This is a genomic window from Yoonia sp. 67-2 (assembly GCF_035117555.1).
In the GTDB taxonomy this organism is placed as follows: domain Bacteria; phylum Pseudomonadota; class Alphaproteobacteria; order Rhodobacterales; family Rhodobacteraceae; genus Yoonia.
Genome location: NZ_JAYKPK010000005.1, coordinates 241,564 through 262,343, shown reverse-complemented (window position 1 = coordinate 262,343; position 20,780 = coordinate 241,564). Strand labels below are relative to the sequence as shown.

The window sequence follows — 20,780 nt, the reverse complement described above, 5'->3', positions numbered from 1 at the left end:
TTTGCAGGGCGCGCCTTGGTCGGTTGGCTGTCATAGCGGAAAAAGATTAGTCTTCCAGCACTTCCACCAGGGTCATCTCGTCATTGCCTGTGCAAAGCACGTCAACTGTCGCAGGGTCCGTATTGTCGATCGAACGACCTTCGGACAGAGCGACGATCTCGCCCAGCATGGTTTCCTGATCGATCAGTTCCATGGCCTGGAATTCTGCGCATGTCACTTCATCAGCACCGGTCTGGGATTCAAGCGTTTGCGCTGTGGCAGCAGTGGCACCAGCGAACACGGACAGGGCGAGGGCGGTTGTTGCAAAAATCTTGTTCATCATTTTTCTCCTTTTAGGACCTGCGTCATGCGCAGCTGTCCAGTCAACGGCCCCCACCGGAATATGTTCCCGCCAGCGTGATCACGAAAGCCACAAGAAAATTTGATAAAGAAAACCCGTGCCGAACGTCCAAATCGCGCTACGGCACAGCCTGTTTCAACGCGCCCCACAGATCATACTCGCCCGCTTCTTCAACTTCGACCTGCACGATGTCGCCGACATTCAGCCCCTCCGCCCCTTCATCAATGAACAGATTCCCGTCAATCTCAGGCGCATCGGCCCAGGTCCGGCAGGTGGCGATGCCATCCGCGTCGATATCATCCACGATGACCTGCAAGGTTCTGCCGACTTTGGCTTCCAGCTTGGCCGCCGAAATCGCCTGCGCCTTGGCCATGAAACGATCCCAGCGGTCCTGCTTGACCTCTGCCGCGACATGATCGGGCAGGGCATTGGACCGCGCGCCAGCAACGTTTTCATATTGAAAACACCCGACACGATCCAGTTGCGCTTCATCCAGCCAATCCAGCAGATGCTGAAACTCCTCCTCTGTTTCGCCCGGATAGCCGACAATAAACGTGCTGCGCAGGGTGATATCGGGACAGATCGCGCGCCAGGCCGCAATCTCATCCAGCGTTTTCGCCCCCGCCGCAGGCCGCGCCATGCGCCGCAGTACATCGGGATGCGAATGCTGGAACGGGATGTCGAGGTAGGGCAGCACGCCGTTCGACGGATCGGCCATGATCGGGATCAGGTCGCGCACATGCGGATAGGGATAGACGTAATGCAACCGGACCCAGGCACCAAGCTTGCCCAATTCGCGGGTCAAATCGGTGATATGGCTGCGGACCTCGCCATCTTTCCAAGGGTTCAGATCATATTTGCGGTCAAGACCATAGGCGCTGGTATCCTGCGAGATGACCAGCAATTCACGCACCCCCGCCTGCACCAGCTTTTCCGCCTCGCGCAGGACGGCATGGGCGGGGCGGCTGGTCAGAAGCCCGCGCATATCGGGGATGATGCAGAATTTACACTTGTGATTGCAGCCTTCGGAGATCTTCAGATAGCTGTAATGGCGCGGCGTCAGGCTGACGCCCGTCGCAGGCAAAAGGTCGATGAAGGGATCGGGGCTGGGCGGCACGGCCAGATGCACAGCATCCAGCACCTGTTCATATTGATGCGGGCCGGTCACGGCGAGGATGCGGGGGTGATGTTCGCGGATGTAATCAGGTTCGGCACCCAAGCAGCCGGTCACGATGACCTTGCCATTCTCGCGCAACGCCTCGCCAATTGCATCAAGGCTTTCGGCCTTGGCACTGTCCAGGAATCCGCAGGTGTTGACGATCACCGCCTCGGCCCCGGCATAATCGGCGGAAATGGCGTAGCCTTCGGCGCGCAGCCGGGTCAGGATACGTTCACTGTCGACCAGCGCCTTGGGGCAGCCCAGACTGACCATGCCGATGGTCGGCTGGCCGCTGCGGGCGGTGTCAGTGACTTGCGCGCGCGCAAGATCGGGGCGGAGGTTGGGTGGATTCGTTGTCATAGCCCCCTATAGACCGACAAAGGGGCGCAGGTAAGGTGGGTCTTGCCCCACCTTACGCAGGATTTTAACGGCGGCGGTCGCGCCGGGCCGACATCGGCTGGAACGCCACGCCGACATGCGCCTCGCAATAGGGTTTGCCTTGCTGCACCGGCAGGCCGCAGAACCAGAAATCCTCGGTCGCCGGATCACCGACCGGCCATTTGCAGGTCTTTTCGGTCAATTCCATCAAGGTCAGGCGTTTGGCGGTCTTTTCGATCTCGCTGACTTTGGCCAAAGCCTCGGGGCTGATCTCGTTGGCCGATGGCTGCGGCGGCAAAGGCTGCCCTGCGGGAATGATCGCGCGGCGGGCAGCGGAAATCGGGATGCCGTTCTCGTCAAGCTCCAGCTCTTCCTTGACCGCGACAGCCGTGCTGGCCTTCACCTTTGGCGCAGGCTTGGCCGCGGCAGGTTTTGCCGCTGGCGCTTCCACGGTTTCGGCGACCTTTTCCTTGACCGCCGGTTTGACGGCGGGCGCTGCTGCCGTACCGGCACGGTTGGACAGGCCCAGCCGGTGGACCTTGCCGATCACGGCATTGCGGGTCACGCCGCCCAATTCCTTGGCGATCTGGCTGGCGGACTGGCCGTCGCCCCACATCTTTTTGAGCGTCTCGACGCGCTCGTCTGTCCAGGACATATGAATTCCTTCGGTTTCGCTGGCCGGGATGCCTGAGAGGGATCGCGCCAAGCCATGTCTAGCCACCCATACTAGTCATTGCCGCGGCTGATGTGAAGGCAGTCCGGAGTCTTTTGACGAACTTCGCTTGCGCGGCACCGGTCAATAGAGGCTGCAACAGCCCTTATGACCGAAAGCATCATCAATATAATGCAATCCAAAGGCCTGGTCGCTCATCCCGTCATAGCAGATGCCGGGCAGGATATGTGACCGCACGGGCACAGTATTGGCGACCCAGTCGAAAAATGCGGTATTTGTGCCGAAGAAACGCTGTTCGCGGGCAAAATAGGCATCCGTGATCGGATAGATGGCGGTGCCTTCCGTCGTGGACAACTGCACATCTGTGTCGGTGATCTGCATCGACCAGAACGGTTCAGTGCCATAGCAGGTCAGGTTGCGCGTGGAAAATCCCAACGGGCCGGGGATCGTGGCGCTGCGCTGCAGAAACCGGGCTGCGACCCAGCCTGACCTTTCGCCATGATTGACCAAGGCCCAGCCGCCCTCGATGCTGAAGGCGATCACCTCGACCGCCGTGCGGTCAAAAGCCAGCGCACCGATGATGTCAGACCCGGCATCAGGGGCCGCGCGGATATTCAACTGATCGTCAGGGGCGACGCCGAGAACCTCGTAAAGCGCGGGCAATATCGGCGGTTTCGCGTCCGCCACGGCCCAGAAAGGCCAGATCGTCAGGGTCAACATCAGCAGCAAACGCATCATGTCATCCTTTCGCAAGACCAGATCGCCACTGGTCACCCGGTCAGGATAGGATATGTCTGCCCCAAGACAAAGGACCGATTGAATGACAAGTAAAACTGAAATGGGTGTGCGCCGCTTTGGCCATGTGAACTGGTTGGGTGCCTGGACGCTGATGATCCGCGAGATCCGGCGCTTTTTGAATGTCTGGTTGCAGACGGTGATGGCCCCGTTGATCAACGCCGGGCTGTTTCTGATGATCTTTACCATCGCCATCGGATCGCAGCGCGGCGATGTGATGGGGGTCGATTTCATGACCTTTCTGGTCCCCGGCATCTTGACCATGACGGTGATCCAGAACGCTTTTGCGAATACATCCTCCTCCATCGCCTCGGCCAAGGTGCAGGGCAATATCGTCGATACGCTGATGCCGCCCTTGTCGGCCTCCGAACTGGTCGCAGGCTATATCGGCGGTGCCGTCGCGCGCGGCCTGCTGGTGGGCGTGGTCATCGCCATCGGTGCGGCGCTGTTTCTGGATGTCGGGCTGATCCACGCAGGCTGGGCAATCACTTTCGTCCTGCTTGGCTCTGTGCTGATGGGTGGTCTGGGGATGATCGCAGGCATTTATGCGCAGAAATTCGACCAGCTTTCCGCGATCACCAATTTCCTGGTCACCCCGCTCGCCTTTCTGTCGGGGACATTCTATTCCATCGACGCGCTGCCGCCTTTTCTGCAAACGCTCAGCCACGCGAACCCGTTTTTCTACATCATCGACGGCGTGCGTTTCGGGATGATCGGGGTCAGCGACAGCAGCCCATGGCTGGGGCTGGCCGTTGTCGGCGGCGCTTGCATCGTCATTCTGGCGGTGTGCCATCGTTGGATGAAATCCGGCTATCGGCTCAAGGCTTAGGCCCGGTCCAGCACCTCGACCGCCAGCACCGTGGGCAGGTGCCTTGCAATCTCTTGCCAGCTATCGCCCTCATCGCGGCTGGCAAAGACCGACCCGCTGTTGGTGCCGAAATAGACCCCCGCCGGATCACGCGTATCGCCCCCCATCGCCTGCCGCAGTACAGTGAAATAGCAGCTTTGCTGCGGCAGCCCGTCGCGCAAAGCCTGCCAGCTTTGCCCGCCATCGCGGCTCCGCCAGACCGCCGCCGCGGCATCCGGCGGATAGCGCCCCGCGCTGTCACCGTTCAACGGCAGGGTCCAGACTACATCAGGATCGCGCGGATGCACCCGGATCGGAAAGCCGAATGTCGACGGCAAACCGTCATTGACGTCATCCCAAGAGCGCCCACCATCGGCAGACCGCCAGACACCATGGTGGTTCTGCTGATACAGCACATCACCCGCCCCCGGCGCGCGCATCATATTATGCACGCAAGGCCCGGTCTGACCATCGCGGGGTGCTGCGGGGTGGTCATGGTGATCGCAAGCGGTGGTATTGGACAGCCGGTTGCGCCGGTCCCATGTGGCACCGCCATCCTCACTCGCAAAGACGCCAGCAGCAGAAATCCCGACCCATATCTTGCGCGGATTGGCCGGGTCTGTGACGATGGAATGCAGCACCAGCCCCGCCGCGCCGCCATGCCAGTCAGCGGCTGACGGGTGATCCGTCAACCCCTCCACCTTGTCCCATGTTTGCCCGTGATCACTGCTTTTGATCAGCATCGCAGGCTTGGTGCCCGCGTATAAAACGCCATCCGCATAGGCCAGCGACCAGATCTGGCTGAACGCATCGCCAAACGGCAAAGGCGCATCGGTCCAGCCAATCATCGCGGCAAAAACCGCGTCATTGGCCGCCCATTCATCCATCTGGCCCTTGGTCAGCTTGGTTAATTCCCATGTCGCCCCCTGATCAACGGATCGCCAGATGCCCGCGCCATGCCAGTCGCCACCACCTGCGGCCCAGATCATGCCGGTTTCAGGATCGCCGATAACATGATTGATCGGCCAGCCATCGCACATCGGGGCGCTACAGGCCCAGTCGCGACGATCCGCATCGCCTGTCAGCAGAAACGCGCCTTTGGTGGTGCCAACGAGAACGGTAACCTGCGCCATCACGTCCCCCATCATTTTGGCGCAAGAATAACACGATTCGCGCTATCCAGATAAAATTTCAGCGCCGTGATTGTTCTGGCTTCTCTTTGCGCGGCAGAGGCCATAAGCTGATTCCATGACGTATCATCTGACTCAGAACCTCCGACGCCGACGCATTTTTGCGCGCGCCTGAACTACGTCTGCCCTTCCCCCAAATAAATTGACTTCGCGGCATTGGTCCTGCACCAATCTCGCAGCTTTAAAAGGATGATCCGATGATCGCATCTGTCTTGCCGACCTATAACCGTGCCCCGTTGACCTTTACCGCCGGGTCCGGCTCTTGGCTGACCGAGGCTGATGGCCGCCGCTTTCTGGATCTTGGCGCAGGCATCGCGGTCAATGTACTGGGCCATACGCATCCCGCACTTGTCGCGGCGCTGACGACGCAGGCCAATGCGCTCTGGCATGTCTCGAACCTTTACAACATTCCTGCGCAGCAGAAACTGGCTGATATGCTGGTGGACAAGACCTTTGCCGATACGGTGTTTTTCACCAATTCCGGGACCGAGGCTTGCGAACTCGCCGTCAAGATGGCCCGCAAATACTGGTATGACAAAGGCCAGCCTGACCGGACCGAAATCATCACCTTCACCGGCTCTTTCCATGGCCGGTCCAGCGCCGGGATCGCCGCCGCCGGGTCAGAGAAAATGACCAAAGGCTTTGGCCCTCTTCTCCCCGGCTTCACCCATCTCGACTTCGGCGACCACGACGCCCTGCAAGCCGCCGTCAGCGACAAGATCGCCGCGATCATGGTCGAACCCGTGCAGGGCGAAGGTGGCATCCGCCCACTGCCCGATGCTTGCCTGAAAGGCCTGCGCGATCTTTGCGACCAACACGGCATCCTGATGATTTTGGACGAGGTGCAATGCGGCATGGGCCGCACCGGCAAGCTGTTCGCGCATGAATGGTCCGGCATCACCCCCGATATCATGATGGTGGCCAAAGGCATCGGCGGCGGTTTCCCCCTCGGTGCCGTGCTCGCCACAGAAAACGCCGCCAGCGGCATGACCGCAGGCACCCATGGATCGACCTATGGCGGCAACCCGCTCGCCTGCGCCGTGGGTGCGCAGGTGATGGAGATTGTCGCGACAGATGAATTTCTGGCCGAGGTGAACCGCAAATCCGGTCTGTTCCGGCAAAAGCTGGAAGGACTGATCGCCTCCTACCCCGATATATTCGAGGATGTGCGCGGCTCCGGCCTGATGCTGGGTCTCAAATGCAAGGCGACAAACACCGATCTGGTCAAGGCTGGCTATGCCAATGGCGTCCTTACCGTGCCCGCCGCAGATAATGTCGTGCGCTTGCTGCCCGCGCTGAACATCGGCGATGATGACATCGCCGAGGCCGTGATCCGGCTCGACGCCGCCGCAGCCCAATTGCGCGCCGATGAAGCCGCTGCATAATAAAGACAAAGATTATGAAACATTTTCTAGATATCCACACGACGCCCGCCGCCGATCTGTCCGACATCATCCAGAACGCGCGCAAGATCAAAGACGCCCGCGCCGGCCTGCCCAAAGGCACGCTCGATGCCGATCAGCCGCTCGCAGGCCATATGGTCGCGCTGATCTTTGAAAAACCATCCACCCGCACGCGGGTGTCCTTCGACGTGGGTGTGCGCCAGATGGGCGGCCAGACCATGGTGCTCTCCGGTGCCGATATGCAGCTTGGCCATGGCGAAACCATCGCCGACACAGCGCGCGTGCTGTCGCGCTATGTCGATCTGATCATGATCCGCACGTTCGAGGAACAGACCCTGCTCGACATGGCGGAATATGCGACGGTGCCGGTGATCAACGGGCTGACCAACCGCACTCATCCGTGCCAGATCATGGCCGATATCATGACGTTCGAGGAACATAACGGCCCGATCAAAGGCAAAAAGGTGGTCTGGTCGGGTGACGGCAACAACGTTTTCGCCAGCTTCGCCCACGCCGCCAAGCAATTCGATTTCGATCTGGTCTTCACCGGCCCGCCACCCTTGGACCCCGAACCCGCACTCGACGGCCTCTATACCGTCGTGCGCGATCCGCATGAGGCCGTGCAGGGCGCCGATCTGGTGGTGACCGATACTTGGGTCAGCATGCACGACCCGCAATCCGCCCGTGAACGCCGCCACAACCAGTTACGTGGTTATCAGGTGAACGACACCCTGATGGCCCGCGCGAAACCTGACGCTTTGTTCATGCATTGCCTGCCTGCCCATCGCGAGGATGAGGCCACCAGCAGCGTCATGGACGGCCCGCATTCGGTGATCTTTGACGAGGCCGAAAACCGGCTGCATGCGCAAAAAGCGATCATGCGCTATTGTCTGGGGCGTTAAGCCAAAAAGATTCTGGCCTCCGGCGGGGATATTTAGGCTCGGACGATGACGTTACGTGCCGCGTGGTTTGGCCCGCAGTGTCGGATCGGCTTGCGTGGGGTCCTCTGGCCATGGGTGGCGCGGATAGCGCCCCCGCATGTCGCGGCGTACATCGGCGTAGGACGTGGCCCAGAACCCCACAATATCCTGCGTCACCTGTACCGGCTTTTGACCCGGTGACAGCAGCGTGATCCGCAACGGCACACGCCCCACCATCGGGTGGCGGGTCACGCCGAACATTTCCTGCAGGCGCAGCGTGATGCTGGGGATCGCATCGTCATAATCAATCGGGATTTTGCGGCCCAAAGGGGTTTCAAAACTGGCAGGGGCGGCAGCATCCAGCCGCTGCATCTGGTCCCAGCCCAGCATCGCGCGCAGCGCAGGCAGCGCGTCAAAGCGTTTCCAGTCTTCGGCAGAACGCACGCCGGACAGATGCGGCAACAGCCAGTCGTCCAGCGTTGCCAGCAGCGTCTCATCATCCATCGCAGGCAGGTCATCCACCAGCGCCACCCGCGCCTGAAAGCGCTTTGCGGCGGGCGAGAGCTTCAGCCCCAATTGCCGCACCCCGTCCAGCATCGCGCCTGCCACAGCCGCATCCGGCGCATCCGACCAGATCCGGTCATCCAGCACCAGCGCGCCAAAGCGTTCCTGTTTGCGCGCCAGCACCTTATTGTCGCGCCGTGACCACAGACACAGGTCATGCCACGCGATCTGATCCCCAAACAGCCCGCGCAATTCCGCGTCAGAGATCGCCACCGCCTGCCGGATGCGCGCTTCCAGTTTGTCGCCGTCCAGATCCGTGGCCACGATCAACCTTTGCCCCGCCAAAGCATCCGCCGCATCCAGCACCGCGCCCTTGCCGCCAGAGAGCAGATAGCGCGGTGCATCCCCCTTGCGGCGCAGACCGATCCGGTCAGGGTAGGCCAATGCCGCCTGTTCCGCCAAGGACATCGCCGCGATCTTGGGTAAGCCTTTGACCAGCCGTGGAATATCCCCCTTGATCTGCGCCAGTGCCGCGTGATTGACCTGCCCCGGCCCGTCATAGCGCCCCGCCAGCGCCGCAATCCGCAGCGCCAGATCGACCGGCGCGCCGCGCAGCGGATCACGTGCCGCCAGAAGCGCCGCCAAGGGGGCCGCCTGCGCGCCTGCCATCTGCACCATATGCCCCAGACGCGGGTGTAGCGGCAGCGCCGCCAGCGCGCGCCCATGCGCCGTGATCCGCAGATGGACATCCAGCGCGCCAAGGCTTTGCAACAGCGCGCGCGCCTCGGCCAAAGCACCGGGCGGGGGTGGTGTGAGAAACGCCAGATCATCGCTGCCCCAGACCGCCAGTTCCAGCGCCAGATTGGCGAGATCCGCCGCTTCGATCTCGGCAGGGGCAAAGGCGGGCAGGGCGCCATCCTCGCCTTTGGTCCAGAGCTTATAGGCATCCCCTGGTGCCACCCGCCCCGCGCGCCCGGCGCGTTGCGTGGCCTCGGCCCGGCTGACGCGTTCCGTCACCAGCCGCGACATGCCTGACCCCGGATCAAACCGCGACCGCCGCGCGCGGCCTGCATCGACAACAACGCGGATATCGGAGATGGTCAGCGAGGTTTCGGCGATGGAGGTCGACAAGACCACCTTGCGCCCTGACGCGACCGGCGCAATCGCCGCGCGCTGATCTTTGAACGGCAAAGCGCCATAAAGCGGGCGGATCACGCAATCGGCGGGCAACCGGCCAGACAAGGCGGCTTGAGTCGCCCTGATCTCGCCCTCACCCGGTAGAAAGACCAGCACGCCGCCCGTGGTTTCACCCACTGCCTGCACCACCAGATCAGCAGTCGCCTGCGCAATCCGGCTCCCTTTGGGCAAGGCGCGGTCCAGAAAATGCAACGTCACCGGATAAGCACGGCCTTCCGATGTCACGACCGGCGCATCATCCAGCATTGTCGCCACAGGTTCCGCATCCAATGTCGCCGACATCACCAGCAGGATCAGATCAGGGCGCAACACCTGCCGGGTTTCCCAACACAAGGCGAGCCCAAGATCAGCATTCAGCGACCGTTCGTGAAATTCATCAAAGATCACCGCACCGACGCCGGTCAATTCGGGGTCCGATTGCACCATCCGGGTCAGGATACCTTCGGTCACCACCTCGATCCGCTGACCCGATTTGCTGTCACCGCGCATGCGGTAACCGACAGTCGCGCCCACCACCTCACCCAAAGATTCCGCCAACCGTTCCGCCGCAGCCCGCGCGGCAAGGCGGCGCGGTTCCAGCATGATTATCTTACCTGCCGTCAGGCCGGCCTCCAGCATCGCCAGCGGCACGCGCGTTGTCTTACCGGCACCGGGCGGCGCTTGCAGCACAGCACGCCCGTGATCCGCCAAAGCGGTCATCAGAGCAGGCAGGACAGGATCAATCGGCAATTGGGTCATCAGCGCGGTGTGACCTTGCAGCAAGACGCGGTCAAGTAGGGCGGGGCTTGCCCCGCCACGCAAACGCAAAAACCCGGCAGCACACAGCTACCGGGTCCAATGCAGAGCAGCAGACTTGCTTAAGCGACAGTCGCTTTGGCAATCTCTTTCTTGACCTTCAGCGCGTCGGGCGACAATTCCGCCTCTTTCGCTTTTGCCATGAACGCATCCAGACCACCGCGGTGATCGACAGTGCGCAGGGCAGCGTTCGAGATTTTGAACTTGAATGTCCGGTCCAGAACGTCGGACTTCAAAGTCACGTCCTGCAGGTTCGGCAGGAACCGGCGGCGGGTGCGGTTGTTGGCGTGGCTGACATTGTTGCCAGACATCGGGCCTTTTCCAGTCAATTCGCAACGGCGCGACATGAGCGTTTTCCTTGTTCTGAGGGAGATCACCAGACCAATCGGGCGGGACATCCAGCATACGGGGTTGAACCCCGCAACGCAGGGTCGTTTATAAGATCAGCGCGAGATAGGCGGATTCCCGGCCCCCGTCAACCCGATTTGCATGTGAAACTGTTACACTTCGCGCAACGGGTCAAGCACCTGCGCCGCCGCTGCCGTGGGCGACAGGGTGCCATTGGCCACAGCCTCGGTCGCGGCTTTGATCCGCGCGCTGGTGGCGGGATCGCGCATCTGGATTTGCAACAGACCTTGGCGCAGATCCTCGGTGAACCAGAAACTGGCCTGATCCTTGCGGGTCTGGTCCCAGAGGCCATTGTCCTGCCGCCATGTGGCAAGTTCCTGCATCTCGTCCCAGGCCTTGGCGATGCCCTGCTGTTCCAGCGCCGACACCGTCATCGCCTTGGGAAACCCATCCGGGTCCTGCGCGCGTTTGCGTAGCAACCGCAAGGCACCGGCGTAATCGGCACAGGTCCGCATCGCCTGTGATTTCAGATCACCATCCGCCTTGTTCACCAGAATCAGATCGGCCATTTCCATGATGCCGCGCTTGACGCCCTGCAATTCATCGCCACCGGCAGGGGCCAGCAACAGCACGAATAAATCCGCCATCTGCGCCACGACCGTTTCGGACTGGCCGACGCCCACTGTCTCGATCAGGACAATATCGTATCCCGCAGCCTCGCACAAAGCCACAGCCTCGCGCGTGCGCCGCGCGACACCGCCCAATTGCGTCTGGCTTGGCGAGGGGCGGATAAAGGCCAAAGGATCGCGCGCCAGATGATCCATCCGCGTCTTGTCACCTAAGATCGACCCACCCGAGCGGGCAGAGGATGGATCAACCGCCAGCACCGCCACGCGTTTGCCAAGCCCGGTCAGCATCAACCCGAATGTTTCGATAAACGTCGATTTTCCTACTCCCGGCGTCCCCGACAAACCGATCCGCAATGCCTGCTTTTCCGTGCCAAGCGCCGTCAGAAGCTCAATCGCCGCCGCGCGATGATCATCCCGCCCGCTTTCGACCAACGTGATCGCTTGCGCCAGCGCACGTCTTTCGCCTGCCCGGATACGTGCCGCCAGATCGGTTGGAGAGGGGGCTTTTGTCATCCCACCTTCATATCCGGCAGGACACGGCTGTCTAGCCCCGCAGGTTACGCGCCGACCGGACGGCAGACCGTTGCGGCCCGGTCAGTAAAGGCGCGATAGCGCCGCCAGAAAGCCTCGTCATTGGGATTGTCCGACTGGCGGGTATCCTGTGCGCGCTGCGGATCGGCGAAAAATGTCGCCGCACGGGCCTGTTCACGGCCTGACAGCGATTGATTGGCGACTTGTTGCACGCAGGAACATAATTGCGGCGAGGCCGCTGTGCGTCCTGCGCTCATGCAGGCTCTGCTCACATCGCCGGTCGCACGACCGCCGCCACAGGCCGCCAATGTGGCCACCGCACCTAACACCAGAAAAATCCGCATCCTGCCCGCCCTTTATCCGCTTTTGCCTGTTGCAGGGCTTTGCCCGCTGTTCTTGCGCGCAATATGCCGGGTCGGCGCGCGCATTGCAATTCACGAAGCCGAAGTTGGCTTATGTGCAAGGTTGCGACTGACGGAAGCGGCCCATCTTTGCGAACATGACCCATCCAACAATGATATTGATCGAAACTGGTTGTCTTTTAAAAGCATCGCATTGACGATTTCGATGAAATTTGCGCTTAAATCAGGTCTGTGCGCTCTGTGATCTGCGGTTTACGCTCTTGAAAGGATTTAGGTGTAATGTTAGCTAGTCGTCACGAGAGGCGGGGCTTGCTCCGCGCTCATTCCAGGGCCCGCGCGAACAGCGCGGGCTTCTGAGCTTATGTATTTCGTTTACTTAGATGAGTTTGGCCATATCGGCCCTTTCGTGTCCCGCGACAGCAACAAGCACAACGAAAGCCCGGTTTTTGGCGTTGCAGGCATCATTTTGCCAGAGAATGCGATTCGCCCGTTCGCCACCTTTTTCCTGAAACAAAAAGAAGCGAACTTTGCCGCCGATCTGGCCGGAACTGACAAGATGGCTGCAAAGTGGGAGAAGAAGGGAACATCATTCATCCGTCCCAAGGTCATGCAAAATTACCCCGAAGCGCGCAGGTTGCTGCATCGTGTCATGAGTAAGGTGGACGAACTGGGTGGCAACCTCTTCTTTTACGGTCGGGAAAAACGAAGGGGACTCAGTGACACTCTGAACCCGACAGGCCTTTACACGACATGCTTTTCCCATGCGCTGAGGCGGTTGAATACCTTCTGCGACCAACGTGACACAAGCTTTGTCGTGGTTATGGATCGGCATTCAGCGCGCAAGGAACTGCTTGAAACAGCGGCAAAAACTATGTTTGGCACTGCGCCGTGCAACAGATTGGCCAGCCCGCCGTTTGAGGTTGAAAGCTATCTGAACCAAAATATGCAGGCGGCTGACTGGATTGCCACGCTTGTCGGGCGGCTGAAGGCGCTGGAATGCGCGCCGGAACAATATGACGATTACGTTTATCTCAACAAGATTTTCGGCAGCCATCTGAACCGCTTCAAAGCCTGCAGCCACCTTGAAAAGAGGCCGCGCAAGGAAATTGACGCGCATGTTAACGGGCCATTCGCAAGTCTCGCAGAGTTGCGGGCCAAGCTTGATCAGGCAAGCCGCTGAAAATGACAGGTCCGGGCTGACGCCGCCTTGAGATTTGCCGCATTGACGACGCCCTTAATCCGCAGCATATCCCTGCTATGACAGACCTTTCGCATATCCGCAATTTCTCGATCGTGGCGCATATTGACCACGGTAAATCGACGCTGGCTGACCGCCTGATCCAGTCGACCAACACCGTATCCGCGCGCGAGATGAAAGAACAAATGCTCGACAGCATGGATATCGAACGTGAGCGTGGCATCACGATCAAGGCCAACACCGTCCGGATCGATTATACCGCCGATGATGGCAAAGCCTATGTGCTGAACCTGATCGACACCCCCGGCCACGTTGATTTCGCTTACGAAGTCTCCCGCTCCATGCGCGCCGTCGAAGGGTCCTTGCTTGTCGTCGACAGCACCCAAGGGGTGGAGGCGCAGACGCTCGCCAATGTCTATCACGCGCTCGACGCGGGCCATGAAATCGTGCCGGTGCTGAACAAGATCGACCTGCCCGCATCCGAATGCGATCAGGTGGCCGCCCAAATCGAGGATGTCATCGGTCTCGACGCCTCCGGCGCGATCCGCGTTTCTGCGAAAACCGGTGTCGGCATCCATGAAACGCTGGAAGCCATCGTCAACCTGCTGCCCGCCCCCAAAGGTGACCGCGATGCGCCGCTCAAGGCGATGCTGGTCGACAGCTGGTATGACAGCTACCTCGGCGTTGTCGTGCTGGTCCGGGTCATCGACGGCACGATGAAGAAAAACGACCGCGTCAAATTCATGTCCAACGGCACGATCCACCAGATCGACAAGATCGGCGTGTTCCGCCCCAAGATGCAGGACGTGGAAATCCTCGGCCCCGGCGAAATCGGCTTTATCACTGCCTCGATCAAACAGGTCCGCGACACCCGCGTCGGCGACACGATCACGACCGAGAAGAAAGGCACCGAAAACGCGCTGCCCGGCTTCAAACCCGCGCAACCCGTGGTCTTCTGCGGCCTCTTCCCCGTCGATTCGGCCCAGTTCGAGGACCTGCGCGACGCCATCGAAAAACTCGCCCTCAACGACGCCTCCTTCAGCTTTGAGATGGAAACCTCCGCCGCCCTCGGTTTCGGCTTCCGCTGCGGGTTCCTCGGCCTTCTCCACCTCGAAGTCATCCGCGACCGGATCGAACGCGAATATGACATCGATCTGATCACCACAGCACCTTCCGTGGTCTACCACCTTTATATGCGCGACGGCGAGATGCGCGAATTGCACAACCCCGCCGATATGCCCGACCTGACCCATGTCGATCACCTCGAAGAACCGCGGATCAAGGCGACGATCCTCGTGCCTGACGAATATCTGGGCGATGTGCTGAAACTCTGTCAGGACCGGCGCGGCGTGCAGCAGGACCTGACCTATGCGGGCAGCCGCGCGATGGTGGTCTATGACCTGCCGCTGAACGAAGTCGTCTTCGATTTCTACGACCGGCTGAAATCCGTGACCAAGGGCTATGCCTCTTTCGACTACGTTTTGACGGGGTATCAAGAGGATTATCTGGTCAAGATGTCCGTGCTGGTCAACGACGAACCTGTCGATGCGCTCTCGATGATGGTCCACCGCGACCGGGCCGAAATGCGCGGCCGCGCGATGGTGGAAAAGCTCAAAGACCTGATCCCCCGCCACATGTTCAAAATCCCGATTCAGGCGGCCATCGGCGGCAAGGTGATCGCCCGCGAAACCCTGTCAGCCCTGCGCAAGGACGTGACCGCCAAATGCTACGGCGGCGACGCGACGCGTAAACGCAAGCTGCTCGACAAGCAAAAGGCCGGGAAAAAGAAGATGCGGCAATTCGGCAAGGTCGATATCCCGCAAGAGGCGTTTATTTCCGCGCTGAAGATGGATAGCTGAGCCTCCGTTTACGGGAATTTAACCTATCGGTGGTATTGGTGTTGGACGATCCTTCGGTGCGCCTAAAGGCACACCCTACGGCGCTCCCAACTGAAGCCACCGTAGGGTGCGCACTTGTTGCGCACCACATCACCCCGCCACCATCCGGTGCGCCTAAAGGCACACCCTACGGACAAGCAGAAAACCTTCCCCGCGGGGAAGATTACGTGCTACAAAAGTGGTGCGATGCGAAAGCGTAAACTTTTGAACAAGCATAACGTGGAGAAAACAATGATGCGGCAATTCGGCAAAGCCCTCATCCCGCAAGAGACGTCTATTTCTGCGTTGAAGATAGGTAGCTGATGAACCGGCGCATGATGTTTAGGCTAGCTGGCAGGACTTTGCGCTTTGGAGTTTATGTTGCGATGGAGTGGCTTGCGTTAGTTCTATTTTTGGTTGCTATTTTTCAATACTTTTCGAATATATCGCCTGTATTTTTCTGTTTTATGGCTTCGCTATTAGTGCTTGCGCACAATATTAGGTTAAGTTTTGAAAAGCCGTGGAAACTGTTGAAATGTAGTATCGTATCAATTGTTGTATATTTTGTTGTTATAGGAGTGTTTGATCACGGTTTAGCCGTAGTGGTTTCATTTGGCCTCTTTTGCTCTTGGTATTTTTGGGAAGGCGAACAAGAAACCCGCGCTCTTGCGGAGGTTAAGCGATCACAGGTGTAGGGTGCGCACTCGCTGCGCACCACATGACCGCCACCTCATGGTGCGCCTAAAGGCACACCCCACGCCCACCAAAAACCTTCCCCGCGGGGAAGGTCCCCCACAAAATTCCTCACCCCACCGACCGAATTGTCATGTTCATGCGTTACACCTCCGGCACAGCACAGGAGGTCGCCATGTCTTATCTACCCTATGGATTTATCGTCATCGTCGGCGGCAGCTGTCTGGGCGCGATCCTGACCTCGCCTTTGTTCGTCTGACCAGCGGCTAAAGCGCATTCTCGATGGCTTGCCCGGCCGTCGTGATATCGCGGCCCACGCCTTGCACGGTGTTGCAGGCGGACAGGGTCAGAAATGCGGCAAGCACAAGCAGGCGGATCATCGGCGTCACTTTCATGGTTGATCTCAAAATCTTAAGCGACCATGCGGCGTCGCGCAAGATCAGGCTCAATCCAGAAACGCCATGACAGACCCGATGAATTCACGCGGCTTTTCCGCATGCAGCCAATGCCCGGCGCCGGGGATCTTGGCAAAGCGCGCTTGCGGGAACAGCGCCTTGATCGCCGGGCGATGGTCGGCGGTGACGTAATCCGATTCCCCCCCGGACAGAAAGAACACTGGCCCCTCAAATGTCCCGCTGATCTGCGGAAAGCCGATGATCTTGTCCATCTCCGCCTCCAGCACATCAAGGTTCAGCCGCCAGCGGCGGTCCTTCATATCCAGACTTTGCAGCAGAAATTCCGCCACGCCGGGGGGCTGTGCGCCCAATTGCGTCTTGGCCTCGGCCCGCGTGCTGATCTGCGACAGATCGACGCTGCGCATCGCGGCGATCAGCCCGTTCTGGCTATGGCTATAGCCCACCGGCGCGATATCGCCGACGATCAGCTTGTTCACCAGACCCGGATGTTGGACCGCCAGCACCATCGCCGCCTTGCCGCCCATGGAATGGCCCAGCACATCCATCGGCCTGTCCATGACCTGCGCCAGATCAGCGGCCATATCCTCATAGGAATGTGTATCAAACCAAGGGCTATCCGCATGATTGCGCATATCCACAGTGATCACAGGCCGGGTTTCCGACAGCTTTTTCGCGATCACCCCCCAATTGCGGGCCGACCCGAACAAGCCATGCGCGATCAAAAGCGGGACAGCCTCAGGGCCGTCATGATGGACCGTGTTTAACATGCATCTGTTGCTAACCTTCCTTTCCCTCGGTGACCAGAGGGATTGAGACCCGCGGAGTTTGGATTTACCGCAGGCCCATGGCATCAGACATTCACATCAAGGTCGAAAAGATCCGCGCATTGCTCGACCAAAGATTGGGCGTGCGCGCCCGCACGTTCGAAGCGCAGGTGCGCAAGGCCCGCCGTCTGCTGCCGCGCGGGCTGCGGCGCGAATTGGTCTATTTCGCCCAGGCGCAGGCTTTGGCCGATAACCCCAAGCTGCAACGGATGATCGACCGCCCCCGGTTAGAGGCGGCCTATAATAATGCGGTCTATTTTCTGGAACGGGCCGATATCGGGCAAAGACGCCGCACAGCGGCTTTGGGTGTCGCGGCCTCGATCGCCTTTGGCCTTTTGATCACGGCTTTGGTCGTGCTGGTCGTCGTCGTGCAGCGCGGGCTGATCTGACGGGGTAGGGTGGGTCATTGACCCACCCTACGGATCACATCACAGGTTGGTATAGATCGGGAAACGGTCGCAAAGCGCCTCAACCTCGGCCCGGACCTTGGCCTCGACCTCGCCATTGCCGTCTTCGCCATTGGCGGCCAGACCTTCGGTCACTTCCACGATCCAATCGGCGATCTGGCGGAACTCTGCCTCGGCAAAGCCACGGGTCGTGCCTGCGGGCGTGCCCAGACGGATGCCCGATGTGACAGTCGGCTTTTCGGGGTCAAACGGGATACCATTCTTGTTGCAGGTGATATGGGCGCGACCCAAGGCTTTCTCGGTCGCATTGCCGGTGACACCTTTGGGGCGCAGATCGACCAGCATCAGATGGGTATCGGTACCGCCGGTGACGATATCCAGACCGCCCTTCATCAACTGATCCGCCAGCGCTTGGGCGTTCTTGATCACCTGCGCCTGATAGGTCTTGAACTCGGGCCGCAAAGCCTCGCCAAAGGCCACGGCCTTACCGGCGATCACATGCATCAATGGGCCACCCTGAATGCCGGGGAAAATGGCGGAGTTGAATTTCTTCGCCAAAGCCTCGTCATTGGTCAGGATCATCCCACCGCGCGGGCCGCGCAGGGTTTTGTGGGTCGTCGTCGTCGCCACATGCGCATGCGGGAAAGGGGATGGGTAATGGCCCGCCGCGACCAGCCCCGCGAAATGCGCCATATCGACCAGCAGATAGGCACCGACACTATCCGCAATCTCCCGCATTTTCGCGAAGTCGATGATGCGGGGGATGGCAGAGCCGCCGGCGATGATCATCTTGGGCTGGTGTTCGGTGGCGAGGCGCGCGACCTCGTCATAATCCAGCAGGTTATCCTGACGGCGCACGCCATATTGGATCGCGTTGAACCATTTGCCGGATTGGTTTGGCTTGGCGCCATGGGTCAGGTGACCGCCCGCATCCAGCGACATGCCAAGGATCGTATCGCCGGGCTGCAAAAGGGCCTGAAACACTGCCTGATTGGCCTGTGACCCGGAGTTCGGCTGCACATTCGCGAAACCGCAGTCGAAAAGCTGGCAAGCACGGTCAATGGCCAGATTTTCGGCCACATCGACATGATCGCAGCCCCCGTAATAGCGACGGCCCGGATAGCCTTCGGCGTATTTGTTGGTCATCACGCCGCCCTGGGCCTCCATCACGGCGGCAGAGACGATGTTTTCCGAGGCGATCAGCTCGATCTCTTTGCGCTGGCGCTTCAGCTCGGCCTGCATGGCGTCATGCAGCACGGGGTCGCGGGTGGCGAGGGTTTCGGTGAAAAAGCCTTTGTCGCGGATAGTCGCATTCATGGATTGCATCCTCTTTGCAGGTGCCGGGTGGGGAATTGGCACCTCTTACCGCAGATGCCCCGCGTTCTAAAGTATCAAAACGACCATGATCTTTATGAGAACGGCAGCGCAAGTTTCGTATCGGCGACTTGCGTTTCGGCTTTGATCCCCCCACACATTGAGGAATTGTGGGGGAAATCAACCATGTCACGTCTCAAGATCGCCTTTGTTGCCAGTTCTGTCCCGACGGCCCAGACCGCCCTGCGGGTCCTGTCAGAGGCTTATGGCGATGTGCCGCAGGCCAAGGCCGATGTGATCGTGGCGCTGGGCGGTGACGGGTTCATGTTGCAGACGCTGCATGGCACCCAAGGGCTGGACGTGCCGGTTTACGGGATGAACCGTGGCACGGTGGGGTTTTTGATGAACGCCTATCACGAGCTGGACCTGCCCGCGCGGCTGGCCGTGGCCGAGGAAGAGGTGATCAACCCTTTGCACATGACCGCCCTGACCGTGGATGGTGCCATGCACGAGGCGCTGGCGATCAACGAGGTCAGCCTGCTGCGCGCAGGCCCGCAGGCCGCTAAGCTGCGCATCACCGTGGATGGCAAGCTGCGGATGCCGGAACTGGTCTGCGATGGCGCGCTGCTGGCGACACCGGCGGGGTCCACGGCCTATAATTATTCCGCCCACGGCCCGATCCTGCCGATCGGGTCGGATGTGCTGACCCTGACCGCCATGGCCGCCTTCCGCCCGCGCCGCTGGCGGGGGGCGCTGTTGCCGAAAAAAGCGGTGGTGCGGTTTGACGTGATCGATCCCGGCAAGCGGCCGGTGATGGCGGATGCGGACGGGAAATCGGTGCGCGATGTGGTGAGCGTGGAGATCAGGTCAGAGCCGGGGATCAGGCATCGGATTTTGTTTGATCCGGGGCATGGGCTGGAGGAGCGGTTGATTAGGGAGCAGTTTGCTTGAGGGGGGGCTGAACTAAAGTACTACCTTGAGAGTCGCTGACAATAAGATAAAAGAAATGCCCTTGCCACCGTATCTGCCAAACAGTGTTCAAAGGTTTTAGGACCTGAGTTGAGCCACTTCTTCATCTCGGCATCCTGTTTCTTGCCCGGATGGCTCAAATTTCGTGATCTAAATCTATACAAGTCTTTGGCTGAAGCACAAATATTGCTTGGGATTCCAAGCATAGGACAAATTGCATCAAGACTTGGGATCATATTGACCAAACTAATTTCCCTAAGTGCTGTGGAAGCTTCTCGAATTGCTTTTGCCTTGTCAACGCGGTTCCCCAAGTTCTCAGCGAACTCGTTTGAATATTTCTGCTCCGCAATTCTTATTTCTTCCTTTTTACCTTTCCTTACTTGGCCCATTGCACCATTCACTATTGCCTCGATGCAAAGTACGTAATGCTGCAAAATTGAACGCTGTAGAGGTTTCGAACCAGAGGTAGCTTGTAGTTGCCACGCTGTAGAAAGGTGCAGAAAGGCATTGTTTGCGGTTTCATTGTTTTCTATTGACCAAGCTATATCCAAACTGAGCTTGAGCTTACTATCCTTTAAGGGAGTAGGTGCAACAAGCTGTGAAAATCGGACTGCCTGAGACCATCCGGAATACTCTTCTTTTTGGTCAACTCTTCTTATTCTAAGTAGCTCAAAGAAATATGGGGTGCCAGAAACGGCAAGCGACAAACTGGCTGTTAAACGCTCACAAGTTTTTTCGGCCTCCGATATGGCTTCATCCTCTGTTTTGGCCTTTACATCAACTTGCAGCCTGTGGCTTCCATGGACTTCGTCCCTTGGAGGATGATTTACTACATACAATCCCCCAGGGACGGATACAGTTGGACTGAGGGGAGATGATGAATGTGTCGCCGCTTCTGATGCATTTCTTGGTCTAATATGAATATTCTGTGCGACTGAAATTGCTTCATCAGGTAACTCAGGCCCTGAAAGCGACCAAAGTGTTTGCCACTGGTACATTTCACATCCGCCG

The 20,780-nt window shown here is 59.4% G+C and carries 22 protein-coding genes; 9 read left to right on the top strand and 13 right to left on the bottom strand.

All coding sequences use genetic code 11. From position 1 onward, the window contains the following. Positions 1–46 precede the first annotated feature (46 nt). The 4 genes from VOY09_RS10690 to VOY09_RS10675 form a co-directional block, all read right to left on the bottom strand. Entirely contained in the window at positions 47–319 is a 273-nt protein-coding gene (locus tag VOY09_RS10690; RefSeq protein WP_322895450.1) for a hypothetical protein, read from the bottom strand. A gap of 139 nt (positions 320–458) precedes the next feature. Beyond that, positions 459–1,859, bottom strand: a complete 1,401-nt coding sequence (gene rimO, locus VOY09_RS10685; RefSeq protein ID WP_322895449.1) for a 30S ribosomal protein S12 methylthiotransferase RimO — start codon at positions 1,857–1,859, stop codon at positions 459–461. Between the two features lie 64 nt (positions 1,860–1,923). After that, positions 1,924–2,532, bottom strand: a complete 609-nt coding sequence (locus tag VOY09_RS10680) for a GcrA family cell cycle regulator (protein ID WP_322895448.1) — start codon at positions 2,530–2,532, stop codon at positions 1,924–1,926. Positions 2,533–2,673: 141 nt separating this feature from the next. Then, positions 2,674–3,285 (bottom strand): SH3 domain-containing protein, encoded by a 612-nt coding sequence (locus VOY09_RS10675; RefSeq protein WP_322895447.1) that lies wholly within the window; start codon positions 3,283–3,285, stop codon positions 2,674–2,676. An 85-nt stretch (positions 3,286–3,370) separates the two neighbouring features. On the opposite strand from VOY09_RS10675, the gene VOY09_RS10670 reads away from it, so the two are divergent. Continuing rightward, entirely contained in the window at positions 3,371–4,174 is an 804-nt protein-coding gene (locus VOY09_RS10670) for an ABC transporter permease (RefSeq protein WP_322895446.1), read from the top strand. Here VOY09_RS10670 and VOY09_RS10665 read toward each other — a convergent pair. Next, entirely contained in the window at positions 4,171–5,325 is a 1,155-nt protein-coding gene (locus VOY09_RS10665; RefSeq protein ID WP_322895445.1) for a sialidase family protein, read from the bottom strand. The two genes, VOY09_RS10670 and VOY09_RS10665, sit on opposite strands and share 4 nt — an antisense overlap. A 254-nt stretch (positions 5,326–5,579) precedes the next feature. On the opposite strand from VOY09_RS10665, the gene VOY09_RS10660 reads away from it, so the two are divergent. Next, positions 5,580–6,767 carry an aspartate aminotransferase family protein gene (locus tag VOY09_RS10660; protein WP_322895444.1) on the top strand — a complete coding sequence of 396 codons (1,188 nt, stop codon included), beginning with the start codon at positions 5,580–5,582 and terminating at the stop codon, positions 6,765–6,767. 14 nt (positions 6,768–6,781) lie between these two features. Then, on the top strand, positions 6,782–7,687 hold the full coding sequence (gene argF / locus VOY09_RS10655) for an ornithine carbamoyltransferase (protein ID WP_322895443.1): 906 nt from the start codon (positions 6,782–6,784) through the stop codon (positions 7,685–7,687). A gap of 51 nt (positions 7,688–7,738) precedes the next feature. Here the strand turns inward: argF and hrpB are convergent, their stop codons facing one another. From hrpB to VOY09_RS10635, 4 genes are all read right to left on the bottom strand, one after another. Beyond that, positions 7,739–10,144: an ATP-dependent helicase HrpB gene (gene hrpB, locus VOY09_RS10650; protein WP_322895484.1), complete on the bottom strand. Its 2,406-nt coding sequence runs from the start codon at positions 10,142–10,144 to the stop codon at positions 7,739–7,741. 119 nt (positions 10,145–10,263) lie between these two features. Continuing rightward, positions 10,264–10,548, bottom strand: a complete 285-nt coding sequence (gene rpmB / locus VOY09_RS10645; RefSeq protein WP_322895442.1) for a 50S ribosomal protein L28 — start codon at positions 10,546–10,548, stop codon at positions 10,264–10,266. Between the two features lie 153 nt (positions 10,549–10,701). Next, a complete protein-coding gene (meaB, locus tag VOY09_RS10640) occupies positions 10,702–11,691 on the bottom strand; it encodes a methylmalonyl Co-A mutase-associated GTPase MeaB (protein WP_322895441.1) in 990 nt (329 codons plus the stop codon). Positions 11,692–11,735: 44 nt separating this feature from the next. Next, positions 11,736–11,966 (bottom strand): arginine transporter, encoded by a 231-nt coding sequence (locus VOY09_RS10635; protein ID WP_322895440.1) that lies wholly within the window; start codon positions 11,964–11,966, stop codon positions 11,736–11,738. 52 nt (positions 11,967–12,018) lie between these two features. On the opposite strand from VOY09_RS10635, the gene VOY09_RS10630 reads away from it, so the two are divergent. The 4 genes from VOY09_RS10630 (at position 12,019) to VOY09_RS10615 (ending at position 15,841) form a co-directional block, all read left to right on the top strand. Next, positions 12,019–12,315: a hypothetical protein gene (locus VOY09_RS10630; protein ID WP_322895439.1), complete on the top strand. Its 297-nt coding sequence runs from the start codon at positions 12,019–12,021 to the stop codon at positions 12,313–12,315. 117 nt (positions 12,316–12,432) lie between these two features. Further along, a complete protein-coding gene (locus VOY09_RS10625) occupies positions 12,433–13,251 on the top strand; it encodes a DUF3800 domain-containing protein (RefSeq protein WP_322895438.1) in 819 nt (272 codons plus the stop codon). Between the two features lie 77 nt (positions 13,252–13,328). Next, on the top strand, positions 13,329–15,128 hold the full coding sequence (gene lepA / locus VOY09_RS10620; protein ID WP_322895437.1) for a translation elongation factor 4: 1,800 nt from the start codon (positions 13,329–13,331) through the stop codon (positions 15,126–15,128). Between the two features lie 341 nt (positions 15,129–15,469). Further along, on the top strand, positions 15,470–15,841 hold the full coding sequence (locus VOY09_RS10615) for a hypothetical protein (RefSeq protein ID WP_322895436.1): 372 nt from the start codon (positions 15,470–15,472) through the stop codon (positions 15,839–15,841). Positions 15,842–16,105: 264 nt separating this feature from the next. Here VOY09_RS10615 and VOY09_RS10610 read toward each other — a convergent pair whose 3' ends face one another. Both VOY09_RS10610 and VOY09_RS10605 read right to left on the bottom strand, forming a co-directional pair. Next, positions 16,106–16,219 (bottom strand): entericidin A/B family lipoprotein, encoded by a 114-nt coding sequence (locus VOY09_RS10610; protein ID WP_322895435.1) that lies wholly within the window; start codon positions 16,217–16,219, stop codon positions 16,106–16,108. 65 nt (positions 16,220–16,284) lie between these two features. Next, positions 16,285–17,022 carry an alpha/beta fold hydrolase gene (locus VOY09_RS10605; protein ID WP_322895434.1) on the bottom strand — a complete coding sequence of 246 codons (738 nt, stop codon included), beginning with the start codon at positions 17,020–17,022 and terminating at the stop codon, positions 16,285–16,287. A gap of 77 nt (positions 17,023–17,099) precedes the next feature. On the opposite strand from VOY09_RS10605, the gene VOY09_RS10600 reads away from it, so the two are divergent. Continuing rightward, on the top strand, positions 17,100–17,468 hold the full coding sequence (locus tag VOY09_RS10600) for a hypothetical protein (RefSeq protein ID WP_322895433.1): 369 nt from the start codon (positions 17,100–17,102) through the stop codon (positions 17,466–17,468). Between the two features lie 39 nt (positions 17,469–17,507). Here the strand turns inward: VOY09_RS10600 and glyA are convergent, their stop codons facing one another. Next, positions 17,508–18,803: a serine hydroxymethyltransferase gene (gene glyA, locus VOY09_RS10595; protein ID WP_322895432.1), complete on the bottom strand. Its 1,296-nt coding sequence runs from the start codon at positions 18,801–18,803 to the stop codon at positions 17,508–17,510. Positions 18,804–18,986: 183 nt separating this feature from the next. Here glyA and VOY09_RS10590 point away from each other — a divergent pair, with 183 nt between their 5' ends. Then, positions 18,987–19,751 carry an NAD kinase gene (locus VOY09_RS10590; RefSeq protein ID WP_322895431.1) on the top strand — a complete coding sequence of 255 codons (765 nt, stop codon included), beginning with the start codon at positions 18,987–18,989 and terminating at the stop codon, positions 19,749–19,751. 20 nt (positions 19,752–19,771) lie between these two features. Here the strand turns inward: VOY09_RS10590 and VOY09_RS10585 are convergent, their stop codons facing one another. Continuing rightward, positions 19,772–20,767 carry a hypothetical protein gene (locus VOY09_RS10585; protein WP_322895430.1) on the bottom strand — a complete coding sequence of 332 codons (996 nt, stop codon included), beginning with the start codon at positions 20,765–20,767 and terminating at the stop codon, positions 19,772–19,774. Between the last annotated feature and the right edge of the window lie 13 nt (positions 20,768–20,780).